General features: G+C 67.0%; 15 protein-coding genes. 12 read left to right on the forward strand and 3 right to left on the reverse strand.

All coding sequences use genetic code 11. From position 1 onward, the window contains the following. Window positions 1–67: 67 nt before the first annotated feature. Both ACSFBE_RS00535 and ACSFBE_RS00540 read right to left on the reverse strand, forming a co-directional pair. On the reverse strand, window positions 68–1,075 hold the full coding sequence (locus tag ACSFBE_RS00535; protein WP_435488413.1) for a sialic acid TRAP transporter substrate-binding protein SiaP: 1,008 nt from the start codon (window positions 1,073–1,075) through the stop codon (window positions 68–70). A gap of 52 nt (window positions 1,076–1,127) precedes the next feature. Continuing rightward, entirely contained in the window at window positions 1,128–1,841 is a 714-nt protein-coding gene (locus ACSFBE_RS00540; RefSeq protein ID WP_435488414.1) for a FadR/GntR family transcriptional regulator, read from the reverse strand. A 140-nt stretch (window positions 1,842–1,981) separates the two neighbouring features. On the opposite strand from ACSFBE_RS00540, the gene ACSFBE_RS00545 reads away from it, so the two are divergent. The 10 genes from ACSFBE_RS00545 (at window position 1,982) to ACSFBE_RS00590 (ending at window position 12,775) form a co-directional block, all read left to right on the forward strand. Then, window positions 1,982–2,716: an SDR family oxidoreductase gene (locus tag ACSFBE_RS00545; RefSeq protein ID WP_435488415.1), complete on the forward strand. Its 735-nt coding sequence runs from the start codon at window positions 1,982–1,984 to the stop codon at window positions 2,714–2,716. Then, window positions 2,713–3,468: an SDR family NAD(P)-dependent oxidoreductase gene (locus ACSFBE_RS00550; protein WP_435488416.1), complete on the forward strand. Its 756-nt coding sequence runs from the start codon at window positions 2,713–2,715 to the stop codon at window positions 3,466–3,468. Before ACSFBE_RS00545 ends, ACSFBE_RS00550 begins: the two co-directional genes overlap by 4 nt. Window positions 3,469–3,512: 44 nt before the next feature. Then, window positions 3,513–4,361, forward strand: a complete 849-nt coding sequence (locus tag ACSFBE_RS00555; protein ID WP_435488417.1) for a fumarylacetoacetate hydrolase family protein — start codon at window positions 3,513–3,515, stop codon at window positions 4,359–4,361. Between the two features lie 179 nt (window positions 4,362–4,540). Next, window positions 4,541–5,224 (forward strand): TetR/AcrR family transcriptional regulator, encoded by a 684-nt coding sequence (locus ACSFBE_RS00560; RefSeq protein WP_435488418.1) that lies wholly within the window; start codon window positions 4,541–4,543, stop codon window positions 5,222–5,224. Window positions 5,225–5,286: 62 nt separating this feature from the next. Then, on the forward strand, window positions 5,287–7,083 hold the full coding sequence (locus tag ACSFBE_RS00565; RefSeq protein ID WP_435488419.1) for an acyl-CoA dehydrogenase C-terminal domain-containing protein: 1,797 nt from the start codon (window positions 5,287–5,289) through the stop codon (window positions 7,081–7,083). Continuing rightward, the gene (locus ACSFBE_RS00570) at window positions 7,083–7,487 is read left to right on the forward strand and encodes a DUF2147 domain-containing protein (RefSeq protein WP_435488420.1); all 405 of its coding nucleotides are present in this window, start codon (window positions 7,083–7,085) and stop codon (window positions 7,485–7,487) included. The genes ACSFBE_RS00565 and ACSFBE_RS00570 overlap by 1 nt, the downstream gene beginning before the upstream one ends. Before the next feature lie 15 nt (window positions 7,488–7,502). Next, entirely contained in the window at window positions 7,503–9,902 is a 2,400-nt protein-coding gene (locus ACSFBE_RS00575) for a 3-hydroxyacyl-CoA dehydrogenase/enoyl-CoA hydratase family protein (protein WP_435488421.1), read from the forward strand. Window positions 9,903–9,916: 14 nt separating this feature from the next. Then, a complete protein-coding gene (locus tag ACSFBE_RS00580) occupies window positions 9,917–11,116 on the forward strand; it encodes an acetyl-CoA C-acyltransferase (RefSeq protein WP_435488422.1) in 1,200 nt (399 codons plus the stop codon). Between the two features lie 46 nt (window positions 11,117–11,162). After that, the gene (locus ACSFBE_RS00585; RefSeq protein ID WP_435488423.1) at window positions 11,163–11,993 is read left to right on the forward strand and encodes an acyl-CoA thioesterase; all 831 of its coding nucleotides are present in this window, start codon (window positions 11,163–11,165) and stop codon (window positions 11,991–11,993) included. A gap of 2 nt (window positions 11,994–11,995) precedes the next feature. After that, window positions 11,996–12,775 carry an enoyl-CoA hydratase gene (locus ACSFBE_RS00590; protein WP_435488424.1) on the forward strand — a complete coding sequence of 260 codons (780 nt, stop codon included), beginning with the start codon at window positions 11,996–11,998 and terminating at the stop codon, window positions 12,773–12,775. A 19-nt stretch (window positions 12,776–12,794) separates the two neighbouring features. Here ACSFBE_RS00590 and ACSFBE_RS00595 read toward each other — a convergent pair whose 3' ends face one another. Then, window positions 12,795–13,220 (reverse strand): acyl-CoA thioesterase, encoded by a 426-nt coding sequence (locus ACSFBE_RS00595; RefSeq protein ID WP_435488425.1) that lies wholly within the window; start codon window positions 13,218–13,220, stop codon window positions 12,795–12,797. 39 nt (window positions 13,221–13,259) lie between these two features. Between ACSFBE_RS00595 and ACSFBE_RS00600 the strand changes: the two genes are divergently transcribed. Both ACSFBE_RS00600 and ACSFBE_RS00605 read left to right on the forward strand, forming a co-directional pair. Next, entirely contained in the window at window positions 13,260–15,101 is a 1,842-nt protein-coding gene (locus tag ACSFBE_RS00600; RefSeq protein WP_435488426.1) for an ABCB family ABC transporter ATP-binding protein/permease, read from the forward strand. A 51-nt stretch (window positions 15,102–15,152) separates the two neighbouring features. Further along, window positions 15,153–16,094, forward strand: coding sequence for a 2-hydroxyacid dehydrogenase (locus tag ACSFBE_RS00605; RefSeq protein WP_435488427.1), 942 nt, complete (start codon window positions 15,153–15,155; stop codon window positions 16,092–16,094). The last annotated feature ends 6 nt before the right edge of the window (window positions 16,095–16,100 follow it).

Consider the following 16,100-nt stretch of genomic DNA (forward strand, 5'->3'; position numbering starts at 1 on the left):
CCGCTGGTGTTGCCCCCGGCAGGGGCTGGCGAGGGCGAAACGCAGTGCGCCGCAGGCTGGGGGCGAGCTATTTGATGGCGATGATGCGGTCGTAGTCCGCTTGCCGGTAACCGTGGTCGGTCGGCTTGGTGTTCTTCAGCACCGCCTCGCGGAAGGCCGCCTTGTCCACCGTGATCACGTTGTTGCCGCGCTTCTTGAACTCTTCCACCAGCCGCGCTTCCGACGCGATGATTTCGCGGCCGGTCTTGTCGGCGGCTTCTTCCATCACGTCCGAGAAGATCTTCTTTTCATCGGCCGACAGCTTGCCCCACAGCTGGCCCGACACCACGGTCAGCAGCGAGTCGACGATGTGGCCGGTGAGCGAGATGTTCTTCTGCACCTCGAAGAACTTCTTGGCCTCGATGGTCGGCAGCGGGTTCTCTTGCGCGTCGACCGTGCCGTTCTGCAGCGCGAGGTAGACCTCGGCGAAGGCGATGGGCGTGGCGTTGGCGCCGAGCGCCTTCGGGAAGGCAAGGTAGGCCGGCGCGTCGGGCACGCGGATCTTCAGGCCCTTCATGTCTTCGGGCTTGCTCACCGGCTTGGCCGCGCTCGACGTCACATGGCGCGCGCCGTAGTAATTGAGCGCAGTGATGTGGTTGCCCGTCTTGTCGTCGTAGCCCTTGGCGAGTTCCTTGAAGACGTCGCTCTTCGCGTACTTCAGCTGGTGCTCGGCGTCGCGGAAGATGAAGGGGAAATAGGAGATCGACAGCGGCGTGTAGCTGCGCCCGGCGAAGCTGGCACCCGTCAGCACGATGTCGACCGTGCCCAGCGTCATGCCCTGGTTGATGTCCGCTTCCTTGCCCAGGCTGGAGGCCGGGAACACCTGGATGTCGTACTTGCCGTTGGTGCGCTTCTTGATCTCCTCGGCGGCCCACACCGAATACTTGTGGAAGGGCTCCGAGGTCTCGTAGACGTGGGCCCATTTGAGCTTGGTCTGCGCGTTGGCGATGCCTGCGGCACCGAAGGCCGTGGCGGCCATGGCGCCGAGCACCAGGGTCTTCAGGGCGAGTCTCTTGCTCGTGGTCTTGCGGTTCATCGGTTTGTCTCCGTTGTGGCTGAAGGAAGGAAAAAAGAAAGGTGCTGGCGCGTCAGGCGGACCTTCTTGCGCGGCGCCAGCTCGCGCTGAATCGTTGGTGGGCCTTGTCCATGTGGGTGTGCATCGCTTCGCGGGCGCCCGCCACGTCGTGCGCGGCGATCGCGTCGCGCACCGCCTCGTGTTCGACGATGGCGGCGCGCCAGGAGGGCAGCGTCTCGAAATGGCCACCCAGACGCGAAAAGATCGGGCCCTTGCGTGAGTCCCAGAAGCTCTGCACCGTCTCTGTCAGCACCGCGTTGTCGCAGGCCTCGACGACGGCCAGGTGAAAGGCGCGGTCGCCTTCGAGCGGCATGACGTTCCGGTCGGCCAGTTCGCGCATCTGCAAGATGGCTTGCGTCATCGCGTCGACATGCTTGCGCCGGCCCAAGGCAGCGGCCAGCGCCGCGGTCTCGCCTTCGACGACGCGCCGGGCGCGGATGAGCTCGAGCGGGCCCCACTCGTTGCTGGCTGTGGTCGGTGCGGCCTGGCGCTGCGACCGGTCCTGCACGTACACGCCCGAGCCGGTGCGCACTTCGACCCAGCCTTCGACTTCGAGCGCGATCAGCGCCTCGCGCACCGACGGGCGACTCACGCCGAATTGGCCCGCCAGGTCGCGCTCCGCAGGAAGACGCGCGCCTGGGGCGAACTCGCCCTGTGCGATGAGCGCGCGCAGCTGGTCGGCGATCTGCCGATAGAGGCGCTGCGGTTCGATGGATTGCAGGGGCACGAGAGGAGCAGAGGCTTTAAGGGTTGTCCTGAATTGGACAGGTGGTCAGGCCAATTCAGAATACGGCGCGCATACCGCAGCGGCCATCCGGCGAAACCCTGAACACGCTGCACCACCTTCCAACGACACCAGGACACCGCATGAGACTCCAGGGAAAGACCGCCCTCATCACCGCCGCCGGACAGGGCATCGGCCGCGCCACCGCACTCGCCATGGCGGCCGAAGGCGCGCAGGTCTGGGCCACCGACGTCAACGCCGCGCTGCTGGAGAGCTATGCCGGCACGCCCAACATCCAGACCGCGGTGCTCGACGTGCTCGACAAGCAAGCCATCCACGACCTGGTCGCGCGCATGCCGGCCGTCAACGTGCTGTTCAACTGCGCCGGCGTCGTGCACAACGGGCCGATCCTGAGCGCGACCGACGACGACCTCGACTTCGCCTTCCGCCTCAACGTGCGTGCGCAGTTCTGGTCCATCCAGGCGGTGCTGCCGCGCATGCTGGCATCGGGCGGCGGCAGCATCATCAACATGGCGAGCGTGTGCTCGAGCATCAAGGGCCTGCCCAACCGCAACGTCTACGGCACCACCAAGGCGGCGGTGCTGGGGCTGACCAAGAGCGTGGCGGCCGACTATGTGACGCAGGGCGTGCGCTGCAACGCGGTGTGCCCGGGCACGGTCGACACGCCCTCGCTCGGTGAGCGCATCAACGCCAACCCCGACCCGGTCGAGGCCCGCAAGGCCTTCATCGCGCGCCAGCCGATGGGCCGCCTGGCGCAGGCGCACGAGATCGCGCCGGTGGTCGTCTTCCTGGCCAGCGACGAATCGATCTTCGCCACCGGCCAGTCCTTCTCGGTCGACGGCGGGATCACGATATGAATCGGCTCGACTTTCAAGGCCGCCATGCGGTGATCACCGGCGGTGCGACCGGGCTGGGCTATGCCATCGCGGCGCGCCTGCTGGCCTCGGGCGGCGTGGTCACGCTGTGGGACCGCGACCTGCCTGCCGCCGAAGCGGCCGCCGGCCGGCTGGGCGCCGGTGCCAAGGCCGTCGGCGTCGACGTGAGTGACGCGGCGGCGGTGGCGCAGGCCGTTCAGGCCACGCTGGCGCAGGGCGGCGCACATGCGCAGGCCGATGCCCTGGTCAACTGCGCCGGCATCACCGGGCCGAACACGAAGCTGGCCGACTATCCGGTCGAGGCCTGGCAGCAGGTCATGGCCGTCAACGTCAACGGCGTCTTCCACTGCTGCCGTGAATGGACGCCACACCTCACGACGCGGCCGTGGGCGCGCATCGTCAACATCGCGTCGGTGGCCGGCAAGGAGGGCAATCCCAACGCCAGCGCCTACAGCGCCAGCAAGGCGGCGGTCATCGCGCTGACCAAGTCGCTCGGAAAGGAGCTCGCGACCGGCCCGGTGCGCGTGAACTGCGTGACGCCGGCTGCGGTGAAGACGGCCATCTTCGACCAAATGACGCCCGAGCACATCGCCTTCATGCTGTCGAAGATCCCGATGGGGCGCTTCGGCACGCCCGACGAGATCGCGGCCATGGTGGCCTGGCTCTGCACCGAAGACTGCGCGTTCTCGACCGGCGCGGTGTTCGACCTCTCCGGCGGCCGTGCGACCTACTGACGCCGACCCGCGAGAATCCACGTTCAACTGAAAGGAAGCTACCCATGAAACTTGTGCGCTACGGCAACCCCGGCAAGGAAAAGCCCGGCCTCATCGACGACAACGGCCAGCTGCGCGACCTGAGCGCCGTGGTCAAGGACCTGGGCCCCGATCAACTCGGCGATGCCGCGCTGGCCAAGCTGCGCAAGCTCAAGACCGACAAGCTGCCGCTGGTGCGGGGCAAGCCACGCTTCGGCAGCCCGATCGCCAACGTCGGCAAGTTCATCGCCATCGGCCTGAACTACGCGGACCATGCGGCCGAGTCGGGCCTGCCGATCCCTGCGGAGCCGGTGGTCTTCATGAAGGCGACCAGCTGCATCCAGGGCCCGAACGATCCGGTCATGTTGCCCAAGAACTCGGTCAAGAGCGACTGGGAAGTCGAGCTCGGCGTGGTCATCGGCACGCGCGCGCGCTATGTCTCGCAAAAGGATGCGCTCAACTTCGTGGCCGGCTACTGCACCATCAACGACGTGAGCGAGCGCGAGTTCCAGATCGAGCGCGGCGGCACCTGGGACAAGGGCAAGGGCTGCGACACCTTCGGCCCGCTCGGCCCCTGGCTGGTGACGCGCGACGAAGTGCCCAACCCGCAGAAGCTGTCGATGTGGCTCGACCTCAACGGCACGCGCATGCAGACCGGCAACACCAAGACCATGATCTTCAGCATCGCCAAGATCGTCAGCTACCTGAGCCAGTTCATGACGCTCTTGCCCGGCGACGTCATCACCACCGGCACGCCGCCCGGCGTCGGCCTCGGCATGAAGCCGCCGCTCTACCTCAAGAAGGGCGACGTGATGACGCTGGGCATCGAAGGCCTAGGCGAGCAGCGCCAGGAAGTCGTGCCTTTCAAGCTCTGAGCCAGGCAGAAAAGCGTCTCGACGGGGCACGGTGCCAAGGCGCCGTGCCCCGTTTTTCATGGTCGTCCGACCCGGCGATTTTCGGGCAAGCCCTGAAGCGGCGCGGGACATTCCGCTTGCCAGCGCCTGCGGAAGTCCTGCAAAATAGAACGATCGTTCTTTTTTAACGCAGGCCGACCATGACCTTCGCCGCATCGACCAAGCCCGCCCGTGCCCCGCAGAAGGGCCAGCAGACCAAGGCCGCCATCATCGATGCGGCGCTGGGGCTCGCCGCACAGATCGGGCTCGAGGGCCTGTCGATCGGCGCCATCGCCGAAGTCACGCAAATGAGCAAGTCGGGCGTCTTCGCCCACTTCGGTTCGCGCGAAGAACTGCAACTGTCGGTGGTGCGCGAGTACCACCACCGCTTCGAGCAGGAGGTGTTCTACCCGGCGCTCGATGCACCGCGCGGCCTGCCGCGCCTGCGGGCGATGTTCGCCAACTGGATGAAGCGCACCTCGGCCGAGATCGACTCCGGCTGCATCTACATCAGCGGCGCGGTGGAATTCGACGACCGGGTCGGCCCGGTGCGCGACGCGCTGCTGGAGTCGGTGAACATCTGGCTCACCGCCATGACCCGCGCGGTTGTGCTGTCGCGGGCAGAAGGCCATCTGCGGCCGGATGCCGACGAGAAGCAGATCGCCTTCGAGATCCACGCGCTCATCCTGGCGTTGCACTACGAAGCACGCTTCCTGCGCATGCCCGGCTCGATGGAGCGGGCGCGGCTCGGCTTCGAGAACATCCTCACGCGCCATGGCGCGACCCCGACAGCGGAACCGGCCGCGCCGACGCCGGTGCCGCGCCGCCTGAAGCCCGTGCGCTGATCACTCCCTCCCTCCGTTTTTCGTCTCTTCCTCCTACTCTTTTTCCCTCATCGGAGTCATCGATGCCGCTCTACACCCCGCCGCTGCGCGACATGCAGTTCGTCCTGCACGAAGTCCTTCGCGTCACCGACGAATTCAAGGCCTTGCCGGCCCACGCCGAGACCGATGTCGACACCGTCAATGCGGTGATCGAGGAGGCCGGCAAGTTCGCGGCCGAGGTCACCTTCCCGCTGAACATCGGCGGCGACGAAGAGGGCTGCGTGCTCGACAAGGAAACGCACGAGGTCAAGACGCCGACCGGCTTCAAGGACGCCTACGCCAAGTTCGTCGAAGGCGGCTGGGCCGCGCTGTCGTGCAAGCCCGAGTTCGGCGGCCAAGGCCTGCCCTTCGTGCTGAACCAGTGCCTCTACGAGATGCTCAACAGCGCCAACCAGGCGTGGACGATGTACCCGGGCCTCTCGCACGGCGCGTACGAAGCGCTGGTGGCGCATGGTACGGAAGCGCAAAAGAAGACCTACCTGCCCAAGCTCGTGACCGGCGAGTGGACCGGCACCATGTGCCTGACCGAAGCGCATTGCGGCACCGACCTGGGCCTGCTGCGCACCAAGGCCGAACCGCAGGCCGACGGGAGCTACAAGCTCACCGGCAACAAGATCTTCATCTCCGCCGGCGAGCACGACATGGTCGCCAACATCGTCCACCTGGTGTTAGCCCGGTTGCCGGACGCGCCGAAGGGCAGCAAGGGCATCAGCCTGTTCGCGGTGCCGAAGTACCTCGTGAAGGCCGACGGCTCGCTGGGCGAGCGCAACCCGATCTACTGCGGCGGCCTGGAGCACAAGATGGGCATCCATGGCAATGCCACGGCGCAGATCGTGATGGACGGTGCGGTGGGCAGCCTGGTCGGCGAGCCGAACAAGGGCCTGGCCGCGATGTTCGTGATGATGAACGCGGCACGGCTGGGCGTGGGCAACCAGTCGCTCGGCCTGACCGAGGTGGCCTATCAGAACGCGCTGGCCTACGCCAAGGACCGCGTGCAGATGCGCTCGCTGTCGGGCGTGAAGGCCAAGGACAAGGAAGCCGACCCGATCATCGTGCACCCCGACGTGCGCAAGATGCTGCTCACCGCCAAGGCCTATGCCGAAGGCGGCCGGGCGCTGCAGATCTTCTGCACGCTGCTGCTCGACAAGGAACACCACCACCCCGACGAGAAGGTGCGCAAGGACAGCGGCGAACTCGTCGCCCTGCTCACGCCCATCGTCAAGGCTTTCATCACCGATAACGGCCACATCGCGACCAACGCCTGCATGCAGGTCTTCGGCGGCCACGGCTTCATCAAGGAATGGGGCATGGAGCAGTTCGTGCGGGACAACCGCATCAACATGATCTACGAGGGCACCAACACCATCCAGTCGCTCGACCTGCTGGGCCGCAAGGTGCTGGGCAACAACGGCGCCACGCTGAAGAAGTTTGGCAAGCTGGTGGGTGCGCTGGTTGCCGAAGAGGGCGTGAACGAGAAGATGAGCGAGTTCATCACGCCCGTCGCAGTGCTGGGCGAGCAGCTGACCAAGTTCACGATGGAGATCGGCTTCAAGGGTTCGCAGAACCCCGACGAAGTAGGCGCGGCCGCGGTCGACTACCTGCGCGTGGCGGGCCACTTCGTCTTCGGCTACCTGTTCGCCCGCATGGCGCAGGTGGCGCTGCGTGAGATCGCGGCCGGTAACAACGACCCGTTCTACGTCGCCAAGCTGCAGACCGCGCGCTTCTACTTCGCCAAGCTCTTCCCCGAGACGGCGACGCTGATGCGCACCGCCCGTGCCGGCAGCAAGGCGCTGATGGACACCAACGAGGCGCTGGCGTGATGAAGGCCGGGTTCGCGTTCTTGGCCTTGCTGCTGCTTGTGAGCGCAGGCGCGGCGATGGCACAGACGTCGCCTGTGGGCCTGTGGCGCAGCATCGACGACAAGACCGGCGAGGCCAAGGCCGAGATCCGCATCGAGGAGGCCGGCGGCACGCTGGCCGGGCGCATCGAGAAGACGCTCAAGAAGGACACGAAACCCGATGCCGTCTGCGACGAGTGCACAGACGACCGCAAGGGCAAGCCGATCGTCGGCCTCGAGATCATTCGCGGCAACAAGATCCTCGACCCCGAGAACGGCAAGGAATACCGCGCCGGCTTCACGCCGATCGACGGTGGCCGGAAGCTGGAAGTGCGCGGCTACCTGGGCCCGTTCTGGCGCACGCAGGTGTGGACGCGCGTGCAATAAACACTGGAAGAAGCCATGTCCCGATTCAATGTGAAGAAAGTCGCCGTGCTCGGTGCCGGCGTGATGGGCGCGCAGATTGCGGCCCACCTGGTGAACGTGCGCGTCCCTGTGGTCTTGTTCGACCTCGCCGCGAAGGAGGGGCCGAAGAACGGCATCGTCCTGCGCGCCATCGACAACCTCAAGAAGCTGAAGCCCGCGCCGCTGGGCGACGTGGCCGATGCGGCGCTGATCGAGGTGGCGAACTACGAAGACGACCTCGCCAAGCTCGGCGACTGCGACCTGGTGATCGAGGCCATCGCCGAGCGGATGGACTGGAAGCTCGACCTCTACAAGAAGATCGCGCCGCACGTCGCGAAGAACGCCATCCTGGCCTCGAACACCTCGGGCTTGTCGATCACGAAGCTCAGCGAAGCACTGCCGGAAGCACTCAAGCCTCGCTTCTGCGGCATCCACTTTTTCAATCCGCCGCGCTACATGTTCCTGGTCGAGCTGATCGACACGCCGACCACCGAGCCGCAGGTGCTCGACCAGCTCGAGGCCTTCGTCACCAGCACGCTCGGCAAGGGCGTGGTGCGCGCGCACGACACGCCCAACTTCATCGCCAACCGCGTCGGCATCGCCGGCATGCTGGCCACGCTGAAGGAAGTCGAGACCTTCGGGCTCACGCCGGACATCGTCGACGACCTCACGGGCAAGAAGCTGGGCCGCGCGAGTTCGGGCACCTTCCGCACGGCCGACGTGGTCGGTCTCGACACGATGGCGCACGTCGTGAAGACGCTGCAGGACACGTTGAGCGCGGAGACCGATCCGTTCTACGGCAACTTCGCCACGCCGCCGGTGCTCGCCAAGCTGCTGGAGCTCGGCAATCTGGGCCAGAAGACCCAGGCGGGCTTCTTCAAGAAGGTCGGTCGCGACATCCTGCGTTTCGACCTGCAGAGCGGCGACTACGTGGCTGCCGGCGAGAAGGCTGACGAGGTGTATGGCCGCATGCTCAAGCGCCCGGCGGCCGAGCGGCTGAAGCTGCTGCGCGACAGCGAAGGGCCGCAGGGCCAGTTCCTCTGGGCCATCCTGCGCGACGGCTTCCACTACGCGGCGGTGCACTTGGCGACCATCGCCGAAAGCGCGCGCGACATCGACTTCGCCATGCGCTGGGGCTTCGGCATGCAGCAGGGTCCGTTCGAGCTGTGGCAGGAAGCCGGATGGACGCAGGTCGCCAAGTGGGTGCAGGAAGACATCGATGCGGGCAAGGCGCTCAGCAGCGCGCCGCTGCCGACCTGGGTGTTCGAGGGCCCGGTGGCCGAGGCCGGTGGCGTGCACACGCCGGAAGGCTCGTGGAGCGCTTCGCTCGGCAAGTTCGTGCCGCAGCGCCGGCTGCCCGTGCATGCGCGCCAGCTATTCCCCGAAAGCATGCGCGGTGCCAGCGCGGTCGATCCGACGACGGCCGGGACCACGCTCAGCGACGACGGCGACGTGCGCGTCTGGACGCTCGACGGCGATGTGCTGATCGCCAGCATCCACTCGAAGATGAACGCCATCAGCCCGGACGTGGCCGAGTCGCTCGCCGCTGCGGTCGAATTGGCCGAGGCCGAGTACCAAGGCCTGGTGATCTGGTCGCCCGACGACAAGTTCTCCGTCGGCGCCGACCTGCAGGCGATGCTTCCGGCCTTCGTGGTCGCGGGCATCGGCGCAGTCGAAGGCGCAGAGGAAGAGCTGCAGAACACGATGCTCAAGATCCGCTATGCCAGCGTGCCGGTGGTCTCGGCCATCCGCGGCCTGGCGCTGGGCGGTGGCTGCGAACTCGCCGTCTACTCGGCGAAGCGCGTGGCCGCGATGGAAAGCTACATCGGCCTGGTCGAGGTCGGCGTGGGCCTGGTGCCCGGCGCGGGCGGCCTGACCTACATCGCGCGCCGCGCGGCCGAGAACGCCGCCGCCACGACGGGCACCGATCTGTTGCCCTTCCTCACCGAAGGCTTCACCGCCGCGGCGATGGCCAAGGTCGGCACCGGCGCGCTGGATTCGAAGAAGCTGGGCTACCTGCTCGACGGCGACGTGATGGTGCCGAACAAGGACGAGCTGCTCTACGTCGCGCTGCAGCAGGCCAAGGCCATGGCCGACGCCGGCTACCGCGCCCCGCTGCGCCGCAGCTTCCGCGTCGCGGGCCGCAGCGGCGCCGCAACCATCAAGGGCCAGTTGGTGAACATGCGTGACGGCGGCTTCATCAGCGCGCACGACTTCCACATCGCGAGCCTGATCGCCGAGGTGGTGACCGGCGGCGACATCGACGCGGGTTCGCTGGTGACCGAGGAGTACCTGATGGCGCTGGAACGCAAGGCCTTCTGCTCGCTCATCGTGCATCCGAAGACGCAGGAGCGAATCATGGCGATGCTCAGCACCGGCAAGCCGGTCCGGAACTGAAGAAAGAACACATCATGAGCAAGCAAGTTCAAGACGCCTACATCGTCTCCGCCACGCGCACGCCCATCGGCAAGTCGCACCGCGGCTACTTCCGCAACTACCGCCCGGACGACCTGCTCGCCACCACATTGCGTGCCGCGCTGGCTGCCGTGCCGCGGCTCGATCCGAAGGCCATCGAGGACATCATCTGCGGCTGCGCCATCCCGGAAGGCAGCCAGGGCCTGAACATCGCGCGCATCGGCGCGGTGCTGGCGGGGCTGCCGAACAGCATCGGCGGCATCACGGTCAACCGCTTCTGCGCCTCGGGCCTGTCGGCCGTGCAAATGGCGGCGGACCGCATCCGCGTCGGCGAGGCCGACGTGATGATCGCGGCCGGTGTCGAGAGCATGAGCATGGTGCCGATGATGGGCAACTCGCCTTCGCTGTCGCCCTCGATTTTCGAACGCGAGGGCGACGTGGGCATTGCCTACGGCATGGGCCTGACGGCCGAGAAGGTCGCACAGCAGTGGAAGGTGAGCCGCGAGGCGCAGGATGCCTTCGCACTGGCCTCGCACCAGAAGGCGCTGGCCGCGCAGGGAGCCGGCGAGTTCGCCGACGAGATCACGCCGATCGAGGTGACCGACCGCACGCCGGACCTGGAAACCGGCGAGTCGATCGCGAAGAGGCGCACCGTGGGCCTGGACGAAGGCGCGCGGCCCGACACCAGCCTCGAAGGGCTGGCCAAGCTGCGCACCGTCTTCGCCGCGCGCGGCACGGTCACCGCGGGCAACAGTTCGCAGACCTCCGACGGCGCCGGGGCGCTGATCCTCGCGAGCGAGAAGGCGTGCCGGCAGTACGACCTGACGCCGCTGGCGCGCTTCGTGAGCTTCGCGAGCAAGGGCGTGCCGCCGCACATCATGGGCATCGGCCCGATCGAGGCGATTCCCGCGGCGCTGCGTTACGCAGGCCTGAAGCACGAGGACATCGACTGGTTCGAGCTCAACGAGGCCTTTGCCGCGCAATCGCTGGCCGTCATCAACACGCTGGGCCTTGACCCGAGCAAGGTCAATCCGATGGGTGGCGCCATTGCGCTGGGTCATCCGCTGGGCGCGACCGGCGCTATCCGCTCCGCGACAGTCGTGCATGCCTTGCGGCGCAAGAATCTGAAGTACGGCATGGTCACGATGTGCGTGGGCATGGGGCAGGGCGCGGCAGGCATCTTCGAGCGGGTGTGACGAAGGAATCTGCGGCGCTGGGTACAGGAGCCAGAGGAGACAGGCAGTGACGCAACACATCTTCGACGAGGCGCTCGCGCTGCACCACAGCGACATTCGCGTGGGCCATTTCACCGGCATGACGAGCCCGGACTACTGGAACATGGTCGGCCCCTTCGGTGGTACGACGGCGGCGGTGGTGCTGCAGGCGGTGCTGCGACATCCCGATTTGCTCGGCGCGCCGATCGCGCTCACGGTGAACTACGCGGCCGCCATCGAGGCCGGCGCCTTCGACGTGCAGGCGACGGCCGTGCGCACCAACCGCTCGACCCAGCACTGGACCGTGCAGATCACCCAGGCCGGCGTCGGCGATGTGCCGCAGCTGACGACCACGGCCACCGTGGTCACGGCGGCCCGTCGCGAGACCTGGAGCACCAACGACCTGCCGAGGCCGCCGGTGCCCGGCCCCGCGCAGGCCGAGCGCATGACCATCGGCCCGAAGGGCGTCGCCTGGATCGGGCAGTACGACATGCGGCCGGTGCGCGGCAGCATTCCCACGCAATGGGATGGCGGCGGCGACCACAGCGAGACGATGCTCTGGCTGCGCGATGCGCAGCCGCGGCCGCTCGATTTCCCGGCGTTGGCGGCGATGAGCGACATGTTCTATCCGCGCGTCTGGCTGCGGCGCGCCACGCCGGTGCCAGCCGGCACGGTATCGATCACGACCTACTTCCACGCCGACGCGTCGCATCTGGCCGAGGTCGGAACCGGCTATCTTCTGGGACGCGCGGTCGGACAGCAATTCCAGAACGGCTTCTTCGACCAGAGCGCCCAGCTCTGGAGCGAGGCCGGCGCGTTGCTCGCCACGTCCAACCAGATCGTCTATTTCAAGGAATGACCATGAGCGACATCCTCGTCCACACCGAAGCCGGTGTGATGACCCTCACCTTCAATCGCGTCGCGCGCAAGAACTCGATCACCGGCGCGATGTACGACGCCCTGTCGGCGGCACTCGACCAGGCATCGGAGGATGCGGCCGTGCGCGCCGTGCTGATCCAGGGCGACCCGACCATCTTCAGCGCGGGCAACGACATCGCGGACTTCATGGCGACCGCCGCCGCGCCGGCCGCCACGCCGATGAAAGAGTCGCCTGCCATCCGTTTCCTGCGCACCATCGCGGCCTTTCCCAAGCCGGTCATCGCCGCGGTCTGCGGCCCGGCGGTGGGCATCGGCACCACGCTGCTGTTCCATTGCGACCTGGTCTACGCGGGCGACAACGCCGCCTTCTCGATGCCCTTCGTCAATCTCGGCCTGGTGCCCGAAGCCGCGTCGAGCCTGCTGGCACCGCGGATGTTCGGCTACCACCGCGCGGCGGAGGCGCTGATGCTCGGCGAGCCCTTCATGGCCGAGGCCGCGCTCGAGGTCGGGCTGGTGAATCGCGTCGTGCCGCCCACCGAATGCAACGCCATCGCGCAGAGCCAGGCGCGCAAGCTGGCGGCCAAGCCAATGTCGGCGCTGATCGAGACCAAGCGTCTGATGAAGATGGCGCAGCAGCCGGCGGTGCTGGAGCGCATCGACGCCGAGAGCGTGAGCTTCGGTCAGGCGATGCGTTCGCCAGCGGCGAAGGAGGCCTTCAGCGCCTTCTTGGAAAAGCGCAAGCCGGATTTTTCGCAGCTGTGAACGCCCGCGAGCACAGCTGTCAGGGTTGCGTCGCGATGGCCCGCGGCCGGCCGTTGTCGTCGATGGCGACGTAGGTGAAGGTGGCTTGGGTCACCTTGATGTATTGGCCCTGCGCCTGGAAGCGTTCCGCAAACACCTCGACCGTCACCGTGACCGAGGTGCGGCCGACGCGCACCAGCTTCGAATAGAAGGACAGGATGTCGCCGATGCGCACCGGCTGCTTGAAGATGAATTCGTTCACCGCCACGGTCGCCATGCGGCCCTGGGTGTAGCGCGCCGGAATCACCGAGCCGGCCAGGTCGCACTGGGCCATCACCCAGCCGCCGAAGATGTCGCCGTTGGCATTGCAGTCGGCAGGCATCGGGATGACCTTGAGCACCAGCTCCATGTCGGTGGGCAGGCTCTTGAGGACGGCGGCCGTGTTGGCACTCGGAGAATCGGACATGGGCACAATCGAAGGCAATAACAGCCACGATTGTCCCCCATGCGCCGCAGCGGCGAAGCCCTTTCCTCTCCCCACCACACGCCGGGCGGCGCCCCCGAGCGCAGCGACCGGTCCGACTGGGCCACCCTGCGCCGGCTCTTTCCCTACCTGTGGGACTACAAATGGCGGGTGCTGGCCGCGCTGAGCTTCATGATCGGCGCCAAGGTCGCCAACGTGGGGGTGCCGGTGCTGCTGAAGAACCTGGTCGACACCATGACGCCGAAGCCAGGCCTTCCGGACATGGCACAGGCGCTGCTCGTCGTGCCGATCGGTCTGCTGCTGGCCTACGGGTTGCTGCGATTGTCGACCTCGCTTTTCAACGAGTTGCGCGAGCTCGTGTTCGCCAAGGCGACCGAGGGCGCGGCGCGCCGCATCTCGCTGGAGGTGTTCCGCCACCTGCATGCGCTGAGCCTGCGCTTTCACCTGGAGCGCCAGACCGGCGGCATGACCCGCGACATCGAGCGCGGTACGCGCGGCGTGCATTCGCTGATCTCGATGTCGCTCTACAGCATCGTGCCGACCATCGTCGAGCTGGTGCTGGTGCTGACCATCCTGGGCGTGAAGTTCGATGCGCTCTTCGTCTGGATCACCGGCGCCGCGCTGGTGCTCTACATCACGTTCACCGTGACGGTGACCGAGTGGCGCACCCAGTTTCGCAAGACCATGAACGAGCTCGATTCGGTGGCGCAAAGCCGCGCGGTCGATTCGCTGCTGAACTACGAGACGGTCAAGTACTTCAACAACGAGGAGTTCGAAGCCGGCCGCTACGACGCCAGCCTCGACCGGTACCGCAAGGCCGCCATCAAGAGCCAGCGCACGCTGTCGATGCTCAACACCGGCCAGCAACTGCTGATCGCGGTGAGCCTGGTGCTGATGCTGTGGCGCGCGACGGCGGGTGTGGTCGAAGGGCGCATGACGCTGGGCGACCTGGTGATGGTCAACGCCTTCATGATCCAGCTCTACATCCCGCTCAACTTCCTGGGCGTGATCTACCGCGAGATCAAGCAGAGCCTGACCGATCTCGACAAGATGTTCGTGCTGATGGAGAAGGAGCGCGAGGTGCGCGATGCACCCGGCGCGCAGCCGCTGTCGCACGCCGAGGGCGCCGTGCGCTTCGAGGACGTGAGCTTCGCCTACGAAGCCGCGCGGCCCATCCTGAAGCACGTGAGCTTCGAGATCCCGCCCGGCAAGACGGTGGCGGTGGTCGGTCCGTCGGGCTCGGGCAAGTCCACGCTGGCGCGCCTGCTCTATCGCTTCTATGACGTCCAGAACGGCCGCATCACCATCGGCGGCGAGGACATTCGCGTTGTCACCCAGGCCAGCGTGCGCCAGGCCATCGGCATCGTGCCGCAGGACACGGTGCTGTTCAACGACACCGTCGAATACAACATCGCCTACGGCCGGCCGAACGCCACGCGCGACGAGGTGGAAGCCGCGGCGAAGGCGGCACGCATCCACGACTTCATCACCGCCACGCCCAAGGGCTACGACACGCCGGTGGGCGAGCGCGGGCTCAAGCTGTCGGGCGGTGAGAAGCAGCGCGTGGCGATCGCGCGCACGCTGCTCAAGAACCCGCCGATCGTCATCTTCGACGAGGCCACCTCGGCGCTCGATTCGGCGAACGAGCGGGCGATCCAGCACGAGCTCAAGAACGCCGCGCAGAACAAGACCACCCTGGTGATTGCGCATCGGCTGTCGACGGTGGTCGACGCGCACGAGATCCTCGTGCTCGAAAGCGGCGTGATCGTGGAGCGTGGCACGCATGCGGCGCTGCTGGCGCAGCAGGGGCGCTACGCCCAGATGTGGGCCATGCAGAAGATCGAGGCCGCACCGGTGCTCTGAGCGGAGCAGGCCGCAACTATTTTTTTGAAAACCGATTCAGGAGCGATTCGAATGACCGGGAAGATTCCCCTGCTGGTGCTCAATCTGCAGACTGAGGAGCACCTCGCCATCCTGCGTGCGCACTACGACGTGACCTATGCCATCGACCGCCCGAGCCGCGACGCGGCCGTCGCCGCGAAGGGCGCCACCTTTCGCGCCGTGCTGACCAACGGCGGCACCGGCGTGACGGCCGAAGAGATCGCGGCCATGCCCCAGCTGGAGCTGATCTGCGCCATGGGCGCGGGCTACGAGAACATCGCGCTGGAGGCGGCGCGGGCCCGCGGCATCGCCGTCGCGAATGGCGCGGGCACCAACGACGACTGCGTGGCCGACCATGCCTTCGGCCTGCTCATCGCCGCCGTGCGCGGCCTCGTCAAGCTCGATCGCCAGTGCCGCGAGGGCGTCTGGCGCGACGTCATCCCCTTCCCGCCGAACGTGTCGGGCCGCAGGCTCGGCATCGTCGGGCTCGGCACCATCGGCCAGAAGATCGCCAAGCGCGCCGGTGGCTTCGACATGGACATCGGCTATCACAACCGACGCCCGAAGGAGGGCGTGGCCCACCGCTACTTCGAGAGCCTGCTCGAGCTCGCAACCTGGGCCGACTTCCTGGTCGTGGCAACGCCGGGCGGCGCGGGCACGAAGCATCTGGTCGACCGCCAGGTACTCGATGCGCTCGGGCCGCGCGGGGTGCTCGTCAACATCGCGCGCGGCAGCGTCGTCGACACCGATGCGCTGGCCGCGGCACTGCGCGAGCAGCGCCTGGGCGGCGCCGGCCTCGACGTGTACGAAAGCGAACCGCACCGGCCCGAGCCGCTGGTCGGCCTCGGCAACATCGTGCTGACGCCGCACGTGGCTGGTTGGTCGCCGGAAGCGGTCACCGCATCGGTGAACCGCTTCCTCGCTAACGCCGAGGGGCATTTCTCGGGGCGCGACCTCGTCTCGCCGGTCCCATAATCCCGG

The organism is Variovorax sucrosi (assembly GCF_051216635.1).
In the GTDB taxonomy this organism is placed as follows: Bacteria; Pseudomonadota; Gammaproteobacteria; order Burkholderiales; family Burkholderiaceae_C; genus Variovorax.